This is a genomic window from Candidatus Kinetoplastibacterium oncopeltii TCC290E, assembly GCF_000340865.1.
Classification (GTDB): Bacteria; Pseudomonadota; Gammaproteobacteria; order Burkholderiales; family Burkholderiaceae_B; genus Kinetoplastidibacterium; species Kinetoplastidibacterium stringomonadis.
In genome coordinates this window covers 137,664-156,452 of the sequence record NC_020299.1, presented here as the reverse complement: position 1 = coordinate 156,452, position 18,789 = coordinate 137,664, and the positions used below count along the sequence as shown (strand labels likewise).

The following is an 18,789-nucleotide window of genomic DNA, read 5'->3' as shown; positions in this document are numbered from 1 at the left end:
ATTTTTTATATAAACACCATTATTTATCAATAAAATTATGAGCTCTTATCTTAATTCAATAAAAAAACACACCATTATAGTTGCTGATTCTGGAGACTTTACCAATATAAAATCATTAAGACCTAAAGAAGCAACAACAAACCCTTCTTTGATACTGAAAGCAGCTCAAAAAGAAGAATATCATCATATTTTGCAAAATATATTAAAAAATAACAAAAACGAAAACATATCAACAATATCTGATCTAGTAACTGTTGCCTTTGGAAAAGAAATACTAAAAATCGTACCTGGTAGAGTTTCTACCGAAGTAGACGCTAGACTATCTTTTAATACAATAGCAACAATAGAGAAAGCAAGATTTTTAATCAAATTATACGAATCATCAGGCATATCAAGGGAAAGGATTTTAATAAAGATAGCCTCAACTTGGGAGGGAATTCAAGCAGCAAAGATACTAGAATTAGAAGGAATTCGCTGCAATCTAACTTTATTATTTTCAATGGCACAGGCAATAGCTTGTGCTCAGGCTAATGTAACACTAATTTCCCCATTTGTTGGTCGAATTTATGATTGGCATAAAAAAAATGATGCTAATTGGAAAGAATCAGAAAAGTCTAATAAAAATGACCCAGGTGTACAGTCAGTAACTAAAATTTTTAATTACTATAAATCATTTGGCATAAAAACAGAGATTATGGGAGCAAGTTTTAGAAACATAGGACAAATAATATCTTTATCTGGATGTGATTTGCTTACAATCAGTCCGGATCTTCTAAAATTGCTCAATGAAAAAGAAGGAGAAGCTCCAGTTAATTTAGTAATTAATAATAATTATATAGAAGAACATGATTATGCAAAAAATTTATCAGAGCACGAATTCAGGTACATGTTAAATGACGATGCTATGGCTAGTGAGAAACTATCTGAGGGCATACGCCTATTTATTTTAGATTCAATAAAGTTAGATAAGATAATAACAAAGATGATTTAGTAAAATTAAGAAACAAAACAAGTGTTATAGTGATAGCATGTACCGATAAATACTTGTTTTGTTATTAATTATTTCAACTAACTTGCCTTCTGTCCACAAGAGCCCAAGCTATTGTACCCGCATCTATATATTCCAACTCACTACCAGCTGGAACACCTCTAGCCAATCTCGTAGTTTTTATACCATGCTCAGAAAGCATGGTTATTAAGAACTGAGCTGTTGTTTCACCTTCAGCCGTAAAACTTGTTGCTATAATAACCTCTTCAACAACTCCGTCTTTTGCTCGGTCCAAAACTAGATGAAAATTTAACTCTTTTGGGCCTATGCCTTCTAATGGAGAAACCCTGCCCATTAAGATATAGTATAATCCCTTGTATCCATGACTTGATTCTAAAGAATTCTGATCAGTGGGAGTTTCGACAATACATAGCAATTTTTTATCACGAAGTTGATTTGAGCATATGTAACACAAATCGTATTCAGTGAATCCATTACAGCCTTTACAATTACGTAAACTCTCCACAGCCTTAATTAAAGAATTGCTTAAAAGACTAGCCCCTTTTAAATCATGTTGTAACAAATGATATGCAATCCTACGAGCGGATCTAACTCCTATACCTGGTAAACGTTTTAATGAATTTATCAAATCAACTAATAGCTCTGGCTCAAAACGATAGTTTTTGTCCATATTTAAATAAATTTAAAAAGGAAATTTCATTCCATCAGGAAGAGGAAATCCCGATGTTGCATTTGATACCTTTTCTTTAGAAACAGCATCTATTTTTCTTAAAGCATCATTGAAAGCGGCGACAACCAAATCTTCCAACATATCTTTATCATCAGACAATAAACTGTCGTCTATCTTAATACTCTTGACATCATGTCGACAGGTCACAGTAACAATTACTAATCCACCACCAGAAGATCCTTCAACTTGAATATCAGCTAATGTTTCTTGGATTTTTTTCATATTTTCTTGCACTTGCTGCGCTTGACGCATTAAACCAGCAATTTGATTTTTCATAAAAATAAAACACCTTATTAAATTAAAGAAACTAATGATTTATAGAGCATATAGTGTCTTCCATAACCACGCCATCCAAAAGATTATTTATATTCTTAATAAATTTATTATCATTAATAGCTTCCTTTAATTTGGATTTTTTAGACTCTTCTTCCATCTGAGAAATAGCATGTGCTGTTTTGTCACCAGTAACATCTAGTGTTACTACCAAATCAACAACCGTACCTAAATACTCACATAGTATAGTTTTAAGACGCATTTTTGTGGAATAACCAAACAAAGCTTTTGATGACACTTTAATAAAAATCGAACTTCCATCAAAATCAATCCATTCACTGTGACGAGCTAATTCTCCAGCAAGACCAGATACTGGCAACTTGTTAACAAAATCACCCCAAGTATGAATAGACATGCATTCTAAAAGCTTGATAGAATCCATGTCATTATTCTTAACTTGCTCTAACACTAATTTTTTACTAATATTCGATATGCTACCTTCTTTAACAATGCTAGTGGCATTTAAGGCAGAATTATTATGTAGCTTATTGTCATTATATACATCTGAACAATTTTTAACATCTAAGCAAGTTTCGTACACATTATTGCCAAAATTTTCTAATATGTTATCACCTACTATATTGATATCAGAGCTTTTAATTAGTGATATAAGTCTAAATAAAACAACTATAAATCCATAATAGCTATCAGGGGTTTTGTCTAATTCAGAAATACTATTTAAAGTTACTGAATACAACAAAGATATTAAATCAAAAGGAACCTTTTTAACTATTTCCTTAATTTGAGGCATATAAAAAAAGAGGTTATCATCATTTAATGAAGGAGCCTCTTTTATTATCATTAATTGAGATAGCATAAGAGCAAATTCAGACAAAACATTCTCATAAGACAAACCAGATACTTGTAACTCATTAGATATTTTTATAATATCTAATGAGTTACAAGTTATCAAAGCGTCAAATATCCTGACCAAGTGATTTTTTCCAACTATCCCTAATATAGACATTAAAGAACGATCTGTAATGTATCCGTCACTATAAGATATAGCCTGATCTGTTAAAGATAGTGCATCGCGCATTGATCCTTTAGCAAACCTAGAGATTATTGATAATGCAGAAATATCGTAACTTACTGATTCCTTAGTCAATATTTTTTCAAGCAAATCAGATATTACTTTTGTAGACATTGGTCTTAAATTGAAATGCATACAACGAGAAATTATTGTGATAGGTATCTTTTGAGGATCAGTAGTAGCTAAAATAAATTTAACATGATTAGGTGGGTCTTCCAGAGTCTTTAACATTGAATTGAAGGCATGTCCAGTAAGCATATGGACCTCGTCTATTAGATAAACTTTATATCTTCCTAAAACTGGAGAATAGGTAACCTTATCTAATAAAATTGCCATATCCTCTACCCCTCTATTAGATGCGGCGTCCATCTCAAGATAGTCTACTGAATTACCCTCGTCAATTCCTATGCAAGAAACACAAATACCACATGGCTTAGAAGTGATGCCTTTTTCACAATTTAATGATTTTGCCAATATTCTGGCTAAAGTAGTTTTACCTACACCCCTTGTACCAGAGAATAACCATGCATGATGTAACCGCTTTGTGTCTAAAGAATTAACTAAGGTATTAACAACGTGCTCTTGTCCCAAAACATCATGAAAATTCGTAGGACGCCATTTTCTAGCTAAGGCCAAACAATTCATATAATAGAACAACTAAAAAAAATAACTTATGTTAACTATTAATTTAATAGTTTCTTATAAATATAAAAAAATAACACATGGCGGGCAAATCCTAAACACTGAATCAAATGAATATGGCTGCTTTGTTCCCAACCTGACCAGATTTATCACATCATCATGTAAAGGCCTACCCGCCTTAAATGATTCTATCAGAGTATAGGCATTATATGCTAGTAATTAATCACAGCGCTTACAATATATTTATCAAATATTTATTAGTAATTTATAAATGGGAAAGCAAAGTGCAGCATTTAAAGGTTTTTTATCAATTAAATTATTGTTACAATATTTACTTAATTTATAACCAAAATCAGTTTTCATTCTATTTAAAAAATCTTCGATGCTCTCCCCTTTATTAATCGTAGATAAATTGTAGTCTATTAGCAACCATTTATTGTTCAAATCCAAAATAACATCTGCTTTAAAAAAGTTACCTTCCTTATCAATAAAAGTTGCATCTCTATAAGATTTTTTATAAGATAGTATCCATAGTCCTATATCATCTTTTAAGAAATTTTCTATAACATTTGCTATAAAAATAGCTGCACTCTCGATGCTATCACAAAAAAAACTTTTTCTAAGTAATTGCTTTTTTATAACAGGAATGTACCTATAAAATTCTTTTGAGTAATTATCAATGCCTGTTTTTCCTATTTGAGTAAGCCAATCAATTATTAATATATCTATAACAGACTTATGATTATAATCGAGCTCCCAGAAACAATTCCATTTAGGCTTATCAACTATTAACTCTTCGATGTTTAAAACATCATCGCAAACAATTCTACTAATTAGACTATGATTAACATCATGTTCTTTATGTTTAGATTCAAAATTATCTATAACATCTGATGTAAATGAAGGAAAATAATCTAAATGATACCATAATCTAATTAATAAACTATCTGAAGGCGGGGTAATAACTTTTTCTTCTTTCAAAAACACAGGTGAAATTATATGTATCCTTTTTTTAGCTCTAGTAACGGCAACGTATATTAACCTATCTAGCTCATAATCATCCCTTAATTTATCCTTATACTGAATATATTTTGTTATAGGATCAAAATCATCATCTACTTTAGATTTTATTGGAGCAAACAAAGCATTTCCTAAACTATTTTCGAATCTCATAATAGATTCATGATTCCTACTAGATGAGTGATGTGTTCCATATAAAATGACATTATCAAACTGTAATCCCTTGGCCTTATGTATAGTCATTATCTCTATAAAAGGTTTATCTAAATTAACATGGTCTGATGTGATAAATAATTTAGATATCTCATACTCAAGAATATCAACATCAATATTCCCATTAGCATAAATTCTATCTATTAAACAAAAAACATTCTCTATATCATTTTCAACATCTGGATCATTATAAACACTAGATCCTTCAAGAAGATCCCATAAGTATCTAATCCAAGATGAAAAAGGGAATAAACCAGAATACTCGCTATGTAATAAAACATGAGCTACACGTAACAAACGATTGTATTCTGATATGGGCAATATTTCTTGAGCATTTTTTTCTATCATAAATCTTACAAAGCCATCAGAAGACTCTATGCGAGAATAGTAAGAATCTAGCATTTTCCTCAAAATAACTGGAACAGGTGTTTTATGATCAGATCCAAATATTTTGTGTAAAGTATCCAATTTTAATCCACAAAAAGGTGATCGCAACACCGAAAACCAGGCTAATCTATCTCCTGGATGAATTAGAGCTCTTAATATTTGGATCAAATCAGATATCATTGGTTTTTCTGATAATGATGTTATTTCAATAGCACGAAAGGGTATATTATTTTTAGATAAGACTTTTATAATATTGCCTAAATTATTACGTGAATTTACCAATATTGCTGTAGATTCTGGATGATTATCTGGAGAGTTTTCTAGAATTTTCCTAATTACCTGTAAAGAAAATTTCTCTAACGTATCATCCTCAAGAACATTTTTGCTAAATAAAGGGTGGAAGGAGACCGCTTTACCATCTAATTTTTGATTAATAGGAACAGAGTGATTATAAGACACGGCTCCAATATTCTTATCATTATTAGCCGGAAACAAACTCTCAAAAACACTGTTAATCCAATTGACTAAATTTAATTGTGAACGAAAATTACTAACTAATCTTAAAAAAAATAATTTTATTTTACCAATACCATTCTCAACAACATTTAGAAATAACCCTACATCAGCGCCTCTAAATCTATATATGGATTGCATAGGATCACCTACTATAAAAATAGATTTACCGCAATTTTGCAACCAACCTGATGTTATAGTCTCTAGTAACTTAAAATGTACATTATTAGTATCTTGAAATTCATCTACTAAAATATGAGATATTTTTGAAGCTATTTCCAAAAGAAAATCTTTGTTGCCTAAAATAGAAACCGATCTTTGAGAAATCTCTATGAAATCCAGTTCTTCCTGTTGATCAAACTGTAATAAAAGATTATTAACAGATAACGAAAGTACTTTTAATTGATCAGATAAAAGAATCCACTGGTTCTCAGTAATAAAATATGGAGCATAGCGCAACATTGCTAAATAAGGTATCCAAAGATTGTTATCCTTAACAGCCATTAACCATTCAGAAAAAATCTTTCTATGAGCACTTCCGGCTGGAAAACCTATTTTTTTATTTAATCCCTTTGGATTTCTTAATTCATTTTTAGAAGTAAGGAATATTGAAGCTAATGCTTTTATTTTTTTTAGATTACTTATATTTGGTTCAAAACAACAATCCAAGTCTAAAAGATTGACTAGTATACTACTGTCGTTATCTTCGCATATAATTCTAGAAGCTATTCTTATAGTCTGTTGTAAATCCTCAATCCAATTTGCAGGCATTAATGACAACAACTTTTTTATATCTCTCTCAATAATAGAATGTAACTCTTTCTGTAATAAATCCCTACTAGAACAATATTTTAATATAGGCAACCATTGATCACGTCTAGCCAGCATATCAGCTATGCACGTCTCTACATATTGTATATTAATATCTAAATGAGAAATTAAAGAACGAACATATGGATAATCATCTGCCGAATTTATTGTAGAAAATGCTGCAGCTTTAAAATGTTTTCTATCATCCTTAGCTATACTCGGCACGCGACCAATCCCTGATAACCAATGAAAATTAGATATCAAGTTAAAACATAATGAATCAAAAGTTTTAATATTTATTCTATCTGGATTTTTTATAAGATCCCAACCCATCAAAGAATCTCTTTCTAGTACTAACTTCGATAATTTCCAAGATGTTATATCGGACAAATCACTTGGTATATTACCTAACCCAAGCTTTAATTTCTCTATAACTCGGTTACGCATCTCTGAAACAGCTTTTTTTGTAAAAGTAATAGCCAAGATTTCTTCAGGATTCGACACAGTAATAAGTAAAGATAAAATTCTATTAGTTAAAAGTTCAGTCTTTCCAGAACCTGCTGGAGCTTGAATTATAAATGATTCTTTTGGATCTAACGCTCTCTCTCTCAGATCACCATCATCTAAATAACAGCAGCTTTGCATAAAAATGACACTTCTATTTATTAAAATTTATTCTTAAGAAAGACATTATGTCACAAAACTTTAAGTCATCTTTTTTAACTATAAAATTATTAGATACACCTTCAATATATTCATCTGCCAACATTAATACTTTATTAGAAAGATCATTAAGACTACTGTTCAAATCATTACAAATTTTAACTCCTGACAAACCAATATCTTCGCTAGAAATTCCATTTATTACGATACCCTTAGGTTTCAGTAAAACTACTATCAATGATATGACATCAAAATTATTTTTCTGTAAAAAGGCCATATAGTATAGTAACATTTGTAAATTTATAGGTCTTTGTCTATGCCAATCTAAATCAATATTAAATATTCTGCTTCCAGTCTTATAATCTATAATTATTGCTTTATTTTCTATTAAATCTATTCTGTCTGAGCGAAGATTAAATAATAAGGATCTATATTTCCAAGAAAATCTAGACTCTAAGTCATGAGATAAAAATGGCAACCGATTCTTCTCCATACTAATCCAATTAGTCAATAACTTCAAAGCTCTTTCTGATTCTAGCTGTTTTATAAAATTCTGATCAAAGTAAAAATCAACAGACAGAGCATTTTCAATATATTGAAGCAATAAAGACTCTATTTCAATATCAGATAAATTTATCAATTCACTGTAACATTGAACATCAAGCCAAAATAATTCTAGCACCCTATGAATAAATTTACCTCTTCTATATGACATACTTTTATCTTTATAGTATGGCTCTAAACCAATTACTCCTAATCTATATTTAGCGAAAGCCCATAGTGGATTACGAGACTGTAGTTCTAAAACATTAGCACCCTTAATAACAGACTCAGTTGGAAGTAATTTAGGTCCTCTTGAATCATCAATATGCTCCATAGTAATTTTTTTATCTAATGAATAATAATTATTAACATTAATAAAAATTCGGTAACTATCGTCAATAAATGTAGAAGGTTTTACAAACTCTCCATTATTGTTATTAGAATAACTAACAACTAATTCCTTAGCACATTGGTTTAAGGATTTATATAAATAACGAAACCAATCTGATTCATGTTTATATTTAGAATAGGTTATTGAAAATTTATGCAAAATATTTTTTGGTAAAAATGGGTTTGAGTAAATTGGATTTTGCAAAATTCCATCATTAAAATCTATTATCCACACAGCATCCCAATTTCTTAAAATTACATCTTGTAAATTCAATACCTCTATGTTTTTATGTTTATTTTCATCTTGATAAAACTCATGAGATTCTACAAAATGCTCAAATAAATTTATAGCTCTGTCTGCTGAAATATTACCAAAAAATGAAGAAAGAATATTAAATTCATTCAGTATCTTATTAAAAAATTCTATCATCTTGCAAACAATAATATCTGAAAATTTATATCTAGAAAAACATATAAAAAAAAGTGATTTTCTTATTATCGGTATCCATTTTTTGATTGTTAATATATTATTTCCTTTTGGCCAAACAGATAAAGCATTAAAAAAATCCATTCCTAAGTCATAATCTATTAACAATTCTGATATCTCTATAATATCAATATAAATTCCTATTTTATCTCTTAATTTCAGGTCTAAGACAGAATAAGGCTCAAAAAATCTATTTCCCATAAAAGATCTGCTAGATAGAATAGCTTTTCCAAAATTTTTAATATCGCATTTCCTATTGACTGACAAGCTAATTAAAATTCTTAACCAATAAAATGCAGAACGAATTATAGGGATATGACCCATAGATTTTTCACATGAAATACTAAAAGTTATAGAAAACTCATCTCTATAACAGCGCAATACTTGATCAAGAATACGATAAGCTATATCTGCTTGTTTATCTAAGTTATATACAGCTATGGCATAATTTCCTGAAGGATTTTTTATAAATGAATTAGCAATCCAATTTGCTGCTGATTTCCATTCTTCTATTAAATTATTGCAATTTAAATATTTATTAAATGATAATTTGCAAACCTTATTAGATAATATATAAAGTTTTATGTTTTTAGATATTATTAGTTTAAAAAGATTATTGAGCTTCGGATAATTTTCTACGAATCCAGACAAAACTATATTTTCTGGCAAAGTGATTTTATTTTTATCTATATTTTTTATAATAACCGAATAAATACCATTAATATCTATAGCATTTATTTTTCTAATCTCTTTTTCATAATATTTTTTCCAATAAGCAAATCCGTTATTTTCTATATCATCAAAGTCTTCAGGAATTTTAATTTCCCAATTATTTATTAACTTATAGGCATCTAATGCTAAAATTGACGTCTTTTTATTATTTAGTATGCAACTATCTTTTTTTCTATCTTTTTTTAAAATGTTATGCCATAAAACTTGTACGCAAGGTTCACTTAAGAAAAAACTAGGAAATTTTATATGATTTGAAAATGATAAATTCTCAAAAAGATTGATCATCCAGTCATCTATAGAAATAATTTGTATAAACTCTTTTGTTTCTTTAGTGGAACATAAATAGTCAGATGCATGTTTCATTAACTGATTTGCTTGACGTTTATTTGCAGTTAATAATAAACTCTTGCTAGGTGTCATAGAACAAACTGATTCTAAATTTATTTCACAAAGATTTAACGCTTCTATGTACATTTTTGATTATAATTATCAACTTATTTTAAACCAGTAATCTCGCTGTAGTTAAACGGATATAATAGACCCCTCCTAAGGGTCAGTTGGTGGTTCAATTCCACCCAGCGAGGCCATCATTAAGCTAATAGTAATATCATCATCCAAAATTAATTGCGAGGGTGATGTGTATAGTGCAATTTCCTTAGCCTTTCGTTGGCAATATGTGTATAAATTTGAGTAGTAGATATATTAGAATGGCCCAACAACATCTGAACAACTCTTAGGTCGGCACCATGGTTTAATAGATGAGTAGCGAATGCATGTCTTAAAACATGTGGTGATAAGTGTACATCTATCTTAGCTATAATCGCATATTTTTTCACTATCTGCCAAAAAGCTTGTCTTGTCATAGCTTCTAGTCTATTTGTAATAAATAAGGCTTTTTTGTTCAAAGGGGTTAAAGTCTCTCTAATATTTGATATGTAACGTTCTATCCAGTATATAGATTCTTCTCCCAATGGAACAAGTCTATCTTTCCCACCTTTACCCATTACAATATGAATAAATCCATCAGACAAGTTGACATCATTTGTTTTCAAATGTACTAATTCTGATACTCGCAAACCAGTGGAATACATTGTTTCTAACATAGCGCGGTCACGTAACCCAATCTCAGTATCAGTATTTGGAGCTTTAAGTAGCTCTTCAACCTGAATTTCAGATAATGTTTTCGGCACATTTTTATCTTGCTTAGAAGTTTTTATTAATAAGCAAGGATTATATTTTATTAATTTTTCACGTAATGCCCATGCATAGAATTTTTTTAATGATGCCAAACGTCTGTTAGATGTTGTCGATTTTATAGCAAAAAAATTCTCTGAAAACCATTTGTATATATCTTCATTAATAATATTTTTTAGAATATCTTTCTTGTACAAACCTTCTATCCATAAAGCAAAACACTCTAAATCACCTCTATATGAGGATAATGTATTTTTAGAAAGTCCTTCTTCCATCCAAATACTATCTATAAAAGAATCTATTATTAACTTAGAAATCAAAGACATAGAAAACCATTATTAAATAAAAGCTGCCGCAGCTCTATAAAGCCTATCCTTTATTGCATCCCACTCTGAACTATCTGGTAGGTTATATACGAAAATTCTATCAAAGTTAGATGTGTCTATCTCTCTCAACTTAGAGTATAGTTTGCTAGCATATAAAACATGGTCGTCAGACATATTAAACCAAATAAAATTGCTAGGCAAAGTTATAGGTGGGGAATCACAAGATAATATTGCAATTTTTTTATTCAAGAGATTTAAATCAATAAGATCTATATCTTTCTTAATTATTTCTAATGGAGTATTAGTAGAATAGTGTGCTTTCAATGAACCAGGAACAACTGGAGAATGATCTGTAGGAAAAGAAACCTTGCGTCCTAATATTTCTTCTATCTGTGATGCTTTAATGAATCCTGGCCTTAATAAAGCTGGTTGACTTCCTTTATTAACTATACAAGAAAGATCTATAATGGTCGATTCAATACCTATCATAGATTTTCCACCATCTAAAATCATAATATCAGAACAAACATCACTTGAAAATTCATCAGAAACATGGCTAGCATTTGTAGGTGACACTTTTCCAAATTTATTAGCAGAGGGAGCTATTAATCCACCACACTTAAATGGTTTTAAACTAACAAATTCCCTCAGAAGCTCTTGAGCAACCGAATGTGATGGACACCTTAATCCAATTGTATTTTGACCACCGCTAACTAAATCAATAATATTTTTAGATTTTTTAAGCAATATTGTCAAAGGACCAGGCCAGAAATTTTCAATCAACAAGTAAGCCTCTATAGGTATAGACTCAGCCCAGTATAAAATATCAGCTCCATCTAATAAATGAACAATAACTGGATGATTTAATGGGCGATTCTTAATAGAATATACTTTACTAATAGCTTGATAATTATCAGCATCAGCCCCAAGGCCATAAACCGTTTCAGTAGGAAAAGCAACTACTCCACCTTTAACTAAACTGTCAGCCGCTTCCACGATATTACAATATCTCAATCAAAAACCCTCTGATTTTAAATAATTACTAAAAAGACAAGTTCAATTTTTCAGCAACAATCTTTGCCTTATCTTTTAAAACTCTCATATTATCACCCAAAATTGTCAAGTGACCCATTTTGCGTAAAGGACGAGCTTCTTTTTTCCCATAAAGGTGTAGTTTTAACCCTGATAAAGACAAAACATCATACCAATCTGGATCTCTAAGAATCCCAGAATTTGAATCAAACCAACTATCTCCTAGTATGTTTAGCATAAGAGCAGACGTTAGCAATTCTGTGCTTCCTAGAGGAAGTCCAGCCATAACTCTAACCTGTTGATCGAATTGACTCTCAACACAAGCATCGATGGTATAATGACCACTGTTATGAGGTCTAGGAGCAATTTCATTGACAACAATAGTATTATTGTTTAATACAAAAAACTCTACACATAGTACACCATGGTAATTCAAAGATTCAGCAATTTTCTTTGCTTTAATAATCATTTGCTCTTTTTCGTGACTCTCACTAAAAGAATCAATATTTTTTTCCACAAATGTGCTTGATAGTATGCCTTTATTATGAATATTAGTACTTATAGGAAAAAAAACTGAATTGCCGCTAAAATCACGAGCCAAAACCACTGATGCTTCATAATTTATTGAAAGACATTTCTCTAAAACACATGGGACTTCACCAAATTTATAATAAGCTTCTCTTAACTCTTCCAAGGAAGAAACACTCGCTTGACCTTTGCCATCGTATCCCATTTCCGATACTTTAACTATACCAGGTAATAGATACTCACTATTTTCTGTTATGTCTTTTTCGCTATATATTGACTTATAAGGTGCTACGTCTACACCATGAGATTGAATGAACTTTTTTTCTTTGATTCTGTTTTGCGCTATAGAAACAGCATATGGTGATGGATTAACTATACAACCTTCTGCTGATAAAATTTCCAAACTACTACATGGTACGTTCTCAAACTCTATAGTAACCGATTTACAAAATTTAGATAATTTCTCTAAAGCATTGCAGTCATTATAAGAAGCTACTATATGACAATCAGCAACCATTCCAGAAGGACACTCTGGATCTGGATCAAGCACCATGACTTTATAACCTAAACTTTGTGCAGAATGGCAAAACATTCTCCCTAATTGCCCACCACCTAATAACCCAAGGTAATTACCAGGAGAAACATAAAAATTAGATTTAAATGAATTCATTATGTATTCCTAAGAAATTATAATTTCATATTACGTGCTTTGTCTGATTGAGATTCTCTAAAAGATAATAGCTTATTCCGTAATTCATTATCAAATAATGCCATATTAGCTAATACATGTAATGCTGCATTTGCAGCTCCAGCCTCCCCTATTGCAAATGTCGCTACAGGAACACCTTTAGGCATTTGAACTATAGATAATAAAGAATCTTCACCGGATAAATATTTTGAAGGTACAGGCACTCCAAAAACTGGTATTTCTGTTAATGCTGCAATCATTCCCGGTAAATGAGCAGCCCCACCAGCACCAGCAATTATAGCTTTAAGACCTTTTTTATGGGCCTCTTTAGCATAATTAAACATTTCTTCCGGCATCCTATGTGCTGAAATAACTTTCGATTCAAAAGGAACTTCAAAACTTTCTAAAATTGAAGCAGCATGACTCATTACACTCCAATCACTTGATGATCCCATAATAACTCCAACCACAGGTTGTGAACTATAGTTCATAATTAAACCTCAATACAAAAAATCACTATAAAAAACGTTTTAAAACTTCATGATATTTATCAGAAGTTTTTCTTATTACATCAATTGGCAAATTAGGAGCAGGAGACTTTTTGTTCCAATCTTGAGATTCTAACCAATCCCTTATAAACTGTTTATCGAAAGAAGGAGGACTGATACCAACTCGATAATCACTAACTGGCCAAAAACGAGAAGAGTCTGGAGTTAATACTTCGTCCATCAAATTAAGGTCACCATGACTATCAAGGCCAAATTCAAACTTAGTATCAGCTATTATTATACCTTTATCTAATGCAAACTTCGAAGCCTTGCTATATAGCTCAACCGTAATATCCCTAACACGTTTAGCTAACTGAGAACCAACTAGTTGTACTACGTAATCAAATTCAACGTTTTCATCATGCATACCGACTTCAGCTTTAGCAGCAGGAGTAAATATTGCAGAATCCAATTTGCTTGCTTTCGATAAATTCTTAGGTAATTTAACTCCGCATATAGAACCACTTTTTTGATATTCAAGCCACCCTGATCCAATTAAATAACCTCTTGCTACTGCTTCTACCATAATCGGTCTAAGTCGTTTAACTACTACAGCCCTATCTTTTACCTGATCTATTTCATCATCTAATACTATATCTTCTGGTTTTATCCCAGTTGAATGGTTAGGCAAAACACTAGAAAATTTATCTAACCAAAATTCTGTCATTTTATTTAGCACTATACCTTTGCCAGGAATAGGATCTTTAAGAATTACGTCGAAAGCTGATACTCTATCAGTTGTAACTATTAAAAGCTTGCTTTCATCTACAGAATATATATCTCTAACTTTACCTCTAGATATTAACGGCAGTGATCTTATATTAGATTCATATAAAACGTTCATAAATGTTACCTCTATAAAAATATTACTTAATTTGTTGAGTAAGTCTTCCTGAACTATATAATTCTGACATATTGTTTAGACTAATCGGCTTAATTTTACCAGCATTACCAGAAGAACCAAACTCTATGTATCTATCCACACAAATACTTTTCGCTGCTGCTCTTGCATTTATTAAATATTCTCTAGGATCAAATCTATCTGGATTTTCGTAAAAAAACTTACGTATAGCTGATGTCATGGCCAAACGAATATCTGTGTCTATGTTTATTTTTCTTACACCATGTTTTATAGCCTCCTTAATTTCCTCTACAGGAACTCCGTATGTTTCCTTCATGCTTCCACCAAATTTACGGATTTCCGATAAAAGTTCTTGAGGCACACTTGAACTACCATGCATAACTAAATGTGTATTAGGCAATCTAGAATGAATCTCTTTAATACGATCGATAGATAAAATATCTCCAGTAGGCTTACGTGTGAATTTATAGGCCCCATGGCTCGTTCCTATAGCTATAGCAAGAGCATCAATTTGAGTGTATTTAACAAAATCAGCAGCTTGTTCTGAATTTGTTAGTAGTTGTTCCAAAGTAAGCTTGCCGTCTGCACCATGTCCGTCTTCTTTATCTCCTTCAAGAGTTTCTAGTGATCCTAAGCAGCCAAGTTCTCCTTCAACAGTAACTCCAAACTTATGAGCCATATCTACTACTTTTTTAGTTACGCATCGATTATATTCATAGTCAGATACTGTTTTCCCATCCTCCTTGAGAGATCCATCCATCATTACGCTGGAAAAACCTAAATTTATAGCACTTTTACAAATTGATGGTGATTGCCCATGATCTTGATGCATAACTACTGGTATATGTGGATAAGCATCAACTGCTGCTTGTATAAGATTTTTTAAAAAAGTTTCCCCTGCATATTTACGAGCGCCTGCTGAAGCTTGCATAATAACTGGACTGTTGGTTTCATCAGCAGCTTCCATTATAGCTTGGACCTGCTCAAGATTATTAACGTTAAAAGCTGGAATTCCATAATCATTTTCAGCTGCATGATCAAGCAATTGACGCATAGATACTAAAGACATGAGATAATTCTCCTGAAACTGAGTTAATATCAAAATTGGAAATGGATTTACAACATTATTATAATAATATATAAGTCATCATATATAGATTGTAATTGTTAAATCATTAGCAAAAATAAATAGATACGTTATGTATGATTCTTCCATTATTTGATAATTTTATTCTAAATTAATTATTTACTACTTTAAAAAATAAATATTTTGATCCATACTTACACCCATATTGATCCAAGAACTTTTAATTAAGCATTTTTACATTCTTTTAAAATCTGATCTATAGCATTTTGCCTTATTTATATAAATAACAAAATTACTATTTTGATTTAAAATTGACTTTTATGATAAGTATATTTTCTGGTTTAAGCGTGTGGGTTTGTTTTGGCCTAATTATGGCTCTGGCTTTTGTCCTTGTCTATGAATTTATAAATGGATTTCATGACACAGCTAATGCAGTTGCTACTGTAATATACACTAAAGCAATGCCTCCACATATAGCGGTTATCTTTTCCGGCATATTTAATTTCTTAGGTGTGCTTATGGGTGGAGTTGGAATAGCATATGCTATAGTGCACCTTTTGCCTATAGAATTAATTATAAATGTGAATAGTTCTCGCGGGCTTATAATGATATTTTCCATGATATCAGCTGCCATAATATGGAATCTAGGAACTTGGTTCTTTGGAATACCTGCATCCAGTTCACATACCTTAATTGGATCAATTTTAGGTGTAGGGCTAACTAATTCTTGGTTAACAAATACACCAATGGCAGAAAGTATAAATTGGAGTAAAGCTATAGATATTGGCTTATCAATGATAATTTCTCCAGTAATAGGATTCGCTCTGGCTGGATGGCTATTTATAATATTGAAAAACATATGGCCAAAATCAAACATGCATTACACACCAAAACAACGCAGATTTTTAGAGGCAAAAAAACATCCTCCTTTCTGGAATAGACTTGTTCTTGTAATTTCAGCAATGGGTGTTAGCTTTGTTCATGGTTCAAATGATGGACAAAAAGGCATTGGATTAGTAATGCTTATATTAATAGGAATATCACCAGCTCAGTACGTGTTAAATCTACAAAGCACATCGTACCAAATAGATTGTACTAGAAATGCTGTCCTGCATCTAAAAGACTTTTATAATAGGAATCAAGAAAATATAATTGAATACTTGAACATGGGTGATCAGATTATATCTAAAGATCTAAGTTGTAGCCCAAAAATGACACTATCCACTATTAATACAATAGAATCTACATTAAAAAATGTATCAAAATACGAAGACTTGTCTATAAAACAAAGGATAAATACTAGAAAAAATTTACTTTGTTTAGATGATATAGCTAAGAACGTTGTAAAAACACAAAACTTAACTACCCCAAACATATATGATCTAGAAAGACTTAGAGCAGATATCACCTCTACTGTGGAATATGCGCCATTATGGGTAATAGTTGCTGTAGCTACAGCTCTAGGATTTGGGACTATGATAGGCTGGAAACGAGTTGTTACAACTGTAGGTGAAAAAATAGGCACACAGGGAATGACTTATGCTCAAGGAACTGCAGCTCAAGTCACAGCTGTGTTTTCTATAGGTATTGCAAATTTATTCAATCTACCAGTATCTACAACACATGTACTATCTTCTGGAGTTGCCGGAACAGTAGTTGCTAATAAAGTAAGCCTACAGAGAAACACTATTCGCCATATATTACTAGCATGGATATTAACTCTTCCGGCAGCAATATCATTATCTGCATCCCTATTTGCTATAGGTATATTTATCTTAGAATAATCTAATACTAAGCTCGAGATTCCAAAGCTTGAACAGCAGGCAAAGTTTTGCCTTCTAAAAACTCAAGAAAAGCTCCGCCACCAGTAGATATATACCCTATTTTATCTTCTATCCCATATTTAGCAATGGCTGCAATAGTATCACCACCACCAGCAACAGAAAAACCTTTCGATTTAGCTATATTTTCTGCAATAAATGATGTTCCACTGGCGAATTGATCAAATTCAAAAACACCAACTGGACCATTCCAAACAATTGTCCCAGCTAAATCTAAGATTTTACCAAATATTTTTGAAGTTTCAGGACCAACATCCATTATAATATCTTCCGCTAATATTTCTTTAGAGGACTTTAAAACAGCTTCTGCACTGAAAATAAAAGATTTAGCACAAACAACATCTATCGGAATAGGAACAGCAGCTCCACGGTTCTTCATATTATTAATAATGAAGAGAGCATTTTCCAATTGATCATGCTCTACCAAAGATTTACCGATAGAAAGTCCTGAGGCTAGCATAAAAGTGTTAGCAATGCCTCCACCTACTATCAAGTAATCAACCTTATCAGATAAAAATTTTAATACTGATAATTTTGAAGAAACCTTGGATCCTCCAACAATAGCAACCAAAGGTCTCTTTGGAGAAGAGAATACGCGGTTAAGAGCTGTTAACTCAGCTTCTAATAAAGGACCAGCACATGCTATAGCAGCATATTTGGTTATGCCGGAAGTAGTAGCCTCCGCGCGATGTGCTGTACCGAATGCATCATTAACATAAACATCACATAAAGAAGCCATCTTGCGAGATAAAGAATCATCATTATTCTTTTCTCCGATATTTACTCTACAATTCTCTAATAATACAACCTGACCTGGGTCTATACTAACACCATTAACCCAATCCTTAATAAGCTCAACTTGCATACCCAAAATTTCTGATAATCTTTGTGCAACTTTTGCTAAAGAATCTGATTCCTTTAACACACCTTCTTCAGGACGTCCTAGATGAGATGTTACCATTACTGCAGCACCTCCATCCAAAGCCAGCCTGATTCCAGGCACAGAAGATCTAATACGAGTGTCTTCTGCAATGTTACCTAAATTATCAAACGGAACATTCAAATCTGCTCTTATAAAAACTCTCTTACCAAACAATTTACCCGATATGGATAAATCGCTCAAAGTTTTAACACTCATTGAAACCTCTACATATATCAATACAATAAACAAATTGACA

Annotated in this window: 14 protein-coding genes, 1 tRNA gene and 1 other RNA gene; 3 read left to right on the top strand and 13 right to left on the bottom strand. The window is 31.4% G+C overall.

The features are described from left to right. Window positions 1–37 precede the first annotated feature (37 nt). Window positions 38–991 (top strand): transaldolase, encoded by a 954-nt coding sequence (gene tal / locus CONE_RS00730; RefSeq protein ID WP_015396852.1) that lies wholly within the window; start codon window positions 38–40, stop codon window positions 989–991. Between the two features lie 73 nt (window positions 992–1,064). Here the strand turns inward: tal and recR are convergent, their stop codons facing one another. The 6 genes from recR to CONE_RS00705 all read right to left on the bottom strand — a co-directional run bounded on the left by recR (window position 1,065) and on the right by CONE_RS00705 (window position 9,979). Continuing rightward, a complete protein-coding gene (recR, locus tag CONE_RS00725; RefSeq protein WP_015396851.1) occupies window positions 1,065–1,679 on the bottom strand; it encodes a recombination mediator RecR in 615 nt (204 codons plus the stop codon). A gap of 12 nt (window positions 1,680–1,691) precedes the next feature. Then, window positions 1,692–2,015 carry a YbaB/EbfC family nucleoid-associated protein gene (locus CONE_RS00720; RefSeq protein ID WP_015396850.1) on the bottom strand — a complete coding sequence of 108 codons (324 nt, stop codon included), beginning with the start codon at window positions 2,013–2,015 and terminating at the stop codon, window positions 1,692–1,694. A 31-nt stretch (window positions 2,016–2,046) separates the two neighbouring features. Beyond that, window positions 2,047–3,750 (bottom strand): DNA polymerase III subunit gamma/tau, encoded by a 1,704-nt coding sequence (gene dnaX, locus CONE_RS00715; RefSeq protein ID WP_015396849.1) that lies wholly within the window; start codon window positions 3,748–3,750, stop codon window positions 2,047–2,049. A 76-nt stretch (window positions 3,751–3,826) separates the two neighbouring features. Beyond that, window positions 3,827–3,925, bottom strand: an RNA gene (gene ffs / locus CONE_RS03770) — signal recognition particle sRNA small type. A 68-nt stretch (window positions 3,926–3,993) separates the two neighbouring features. Next, on the bottom strand, window positions 3,994–7,335 hold the full coding sequence (locus CONE_RS00710) for a UvrD-helicase domain-containing protein (protein ID WP_015396848.1): 3,342 nt from the start codon (window positions 7,333–7,335) through the stop codon (window positions 3,994–3,996). 13 nt (window positions 7,336–7,348) lie between these two features. Then, a complete protein-coding gene (locus tag CONE_RS00705) occupies window positions 7,349–9,979 on the bottom strand; it encodes a PD-(D/E)XK nuclease family protein (protein ID WP_015396847.1) in 2,631 nt (876 codons plus the stop codon). Between the two features lie 38 nt (window positions 9,980–10,017). On the opposite strand from CONE_RS00705, the gene CONE_RS00700 reads away from it, so the two are divergent. Then, a tRNA-Arg gene (locus tag CONE_RS00700) sits at window positions 10,018–10,092 on the top strand. A 33-nt stretch (window positions 10,093–10,125) separates the two neighbouring features. Here CONE_RS00700 and xerD read toward each other — a convergent pair. The 6 genes from xerD to fba are packed head-to-tail and all read right to left on the bottom strand — an operon-like array spanning window position 10,126 to window position 15,752. After that, on the bottom strand, window positions 10,126–11,025 hold the full coding sequence (gene xerD / locus CONE_RS00695; protein ID WP_015396846.1) for a site-specific tyrosine recombinase XerD: 900 nt from the start codon (window positions 11,023–11,025) through the stop codon (window positions 10,126–10,128). A 12-nt stretch (window positions 11,026–11,037) separates the two neighbouring features. Next, window positions 11,038–12,039: an L-threonylcarbamoyladenylate synthase gene (locus CONE_RS00690; protein ID WP_015396845.1), complete on the bottom strand. Its 1,002-nt coding sequence runs from the start codon at window positions 12,037–12,039 to the stop codon at window positions 11,038–11,040. 28 nt (window positions 12,040–12,067) lie between these two features. Beyond that, complete coding sequence (locus CONE_RS00685; protein WP_015396844.1) at window positions 12,068–13,255, bottom strand: 5-(carboxyamino)imidazole ribonucleotide synthase; 1,188 nt, start codon at window positions 13,253–13,255, stop codon at window positions 12,068–12,070. A 17-nt stretch (window positions 13,256–13,272) separates the two neighbouring features. Continuing rightward, window positions 13,273–13,764: a 5-(carboxyamino)imidazole ribonucleotide mutase gene (gene purE, locus CONE_RS00680; protein ID WP_015396843.1), complete on the bottom strand. Its 492-nt coding sequence runs from the start codon at window positions 13,762–13,764 to the stop codon at window positions 13,273–13,275. 25 nt (window positions 13,765–13,789) lie between these two features. Beyond that, a complete protein-coding gene (locus CONE_RS00675) occupies window positions 13,790–14,665 on the bottom strand; it encodes a phosphoribosylaminoimidazolesuccinocarboxamide synthase (RefSeq protein WP_015396842.1) in 876 nt (291 codons plus the stop codon). Window positions 14,666–14,687: 22 nt separating this feature from the next. Continuing rightward, window positions 14,688–15,752 (bottom strand): class II fructose-bisphosphate aldolase, encoded by a 1,065-nt coding sequence (fba, locus tag CONE_RS00670; RefSeq protein WP_015396841.1) that lies wholly within the window; start codon window positions 15,750–15,752, stop codon window positions 14,688–14,690. A gap of 338 nt (window positions 15,753–16,090) precedes the next feature. Here fba and CONE_RS00665 point away from each other — a divergent pair, with 338 nt between their 5' ends. Then, window positions 16,091–17,554, top strand: a complete 1,464-nt coding sequence (locus CONE_RS00665; protein WP_015396840.1) for an inorganic phosphate transporter — start codon at window positions 16,091–16,093, stop codon at window positions 17,552–17,554. A gap of 7 nt (window positions 17,555–17,561) precedes the next feature. Here the strand turns inward: CONE_RS00665 and CONE_RS00660 are convergent, their stop codons facing one another. Then, a complete protein-coding gene (locus tag CONE_RS00660) occupies window positions 17,562–18,749 on the bottom strand; it encodes a phosphoglycerate kinase (protein WP_015396839.1) in 1,188 nt (395 codons plus the stop codon). Window positions 18,750–18,789 lie beyond the last annotated feature (40 nt).

What these genes read in the sequence shown, in the direction of transcription:
- tal (WP_015396852.1), top strand. Translation starts at nt 38, where the DNA reads ATGAGCTCTTATCTTAATTCAATAAAAAAACACACCATTATAGTTGCT.
- recR (WP_015396851.1), bottom strand. Translation starts at nt 1,679, where the DNA reads ATGGACAAAAACTATCGTTTTGAGCCAGAGCTATTAGTTGATTTGATA.
- CONE_RS00720 (WP_015396850.1), bottom strand. Translation starts at nt 2,015, where the DNA reads ATGAAAAATCAAATTGCTGGTTTAATGCGTCAAGCGCAGCAAGTGCAA.
- dnaX (WP_015396849.1), bottom strand. Translation starts at nt 3,750, where the DNA reads ATGAATTGTTTGGCCTTAGCTAGAAAATGGCGTCCTACGAATTTTCAT.
- CONE_RS00710 (WP_015396848.1), bottom strand. Translation starts at nt 7,335, where the DNA reads ATGCAAAGCTGCTGTTATTTAGATGATGGTGATCTGAGAGAGAGAGCG.
- CONE_RS00705 (WP_015396847.1), bottom strand. Translation starts at nt 9,979, where the DNA reads ATGTACATAGAAGCGTTAAATCTTTGTGAAATAAATTTAGAATCAGTT.
- xerD (WP_015396846.1), bottom strand. Translation starts at nt 11,025, where the DNA reads ATGTCTTTGATTTCTAAGTTAATAATAGATTCTTTTATAGATAGTATT.
- CONE_RS00685 (WP_015396844.1), bottom strand. Translation starts at nt 13,255, where the DNA reads ATGAATTCATTTAAATCTAATTTTTATGTTTCTCCTGGTAATTACCTT.
- purE (WP_015396843.1), bottom strand. Translation starts at nt 13,764, where the DNA reads ATGAACTATAGTTCACAACCTGTGGTTGGAGTTATTATGGGATCATCA.
- CONE_RS00675 (WP_015396842.1), bottom strand. Translation starts at nt 14,665, where the DNA reads ATGAACGTTTTATATGAATCTAATATAAGATCACTGCCGTTAATATCT.
- fba (WP_015396841.1), bottom strand. Translation starts at nt 15,752, where the DNA reads ATGTCTTTAGTATCTATGCGTCAATTGCTTGATCATGCAGCTGAAAAT.
- CONE_RS00665 (WP_015396840.1), top strand. Translation starts at nt 16,091, where the DNA reads ATGATAAGTATATTTTCTGGTTTAAGCGTGTGGGTTTGTTTTGGCCTA.
- CONE_RS00660 (WP_015396839.1), bottom strand. Translation starts at nt 18,749, where the DNA reads ATGAGTGTTAAAACTTTGAGCGATTTATCCATATCGGGTAAATTGTTT.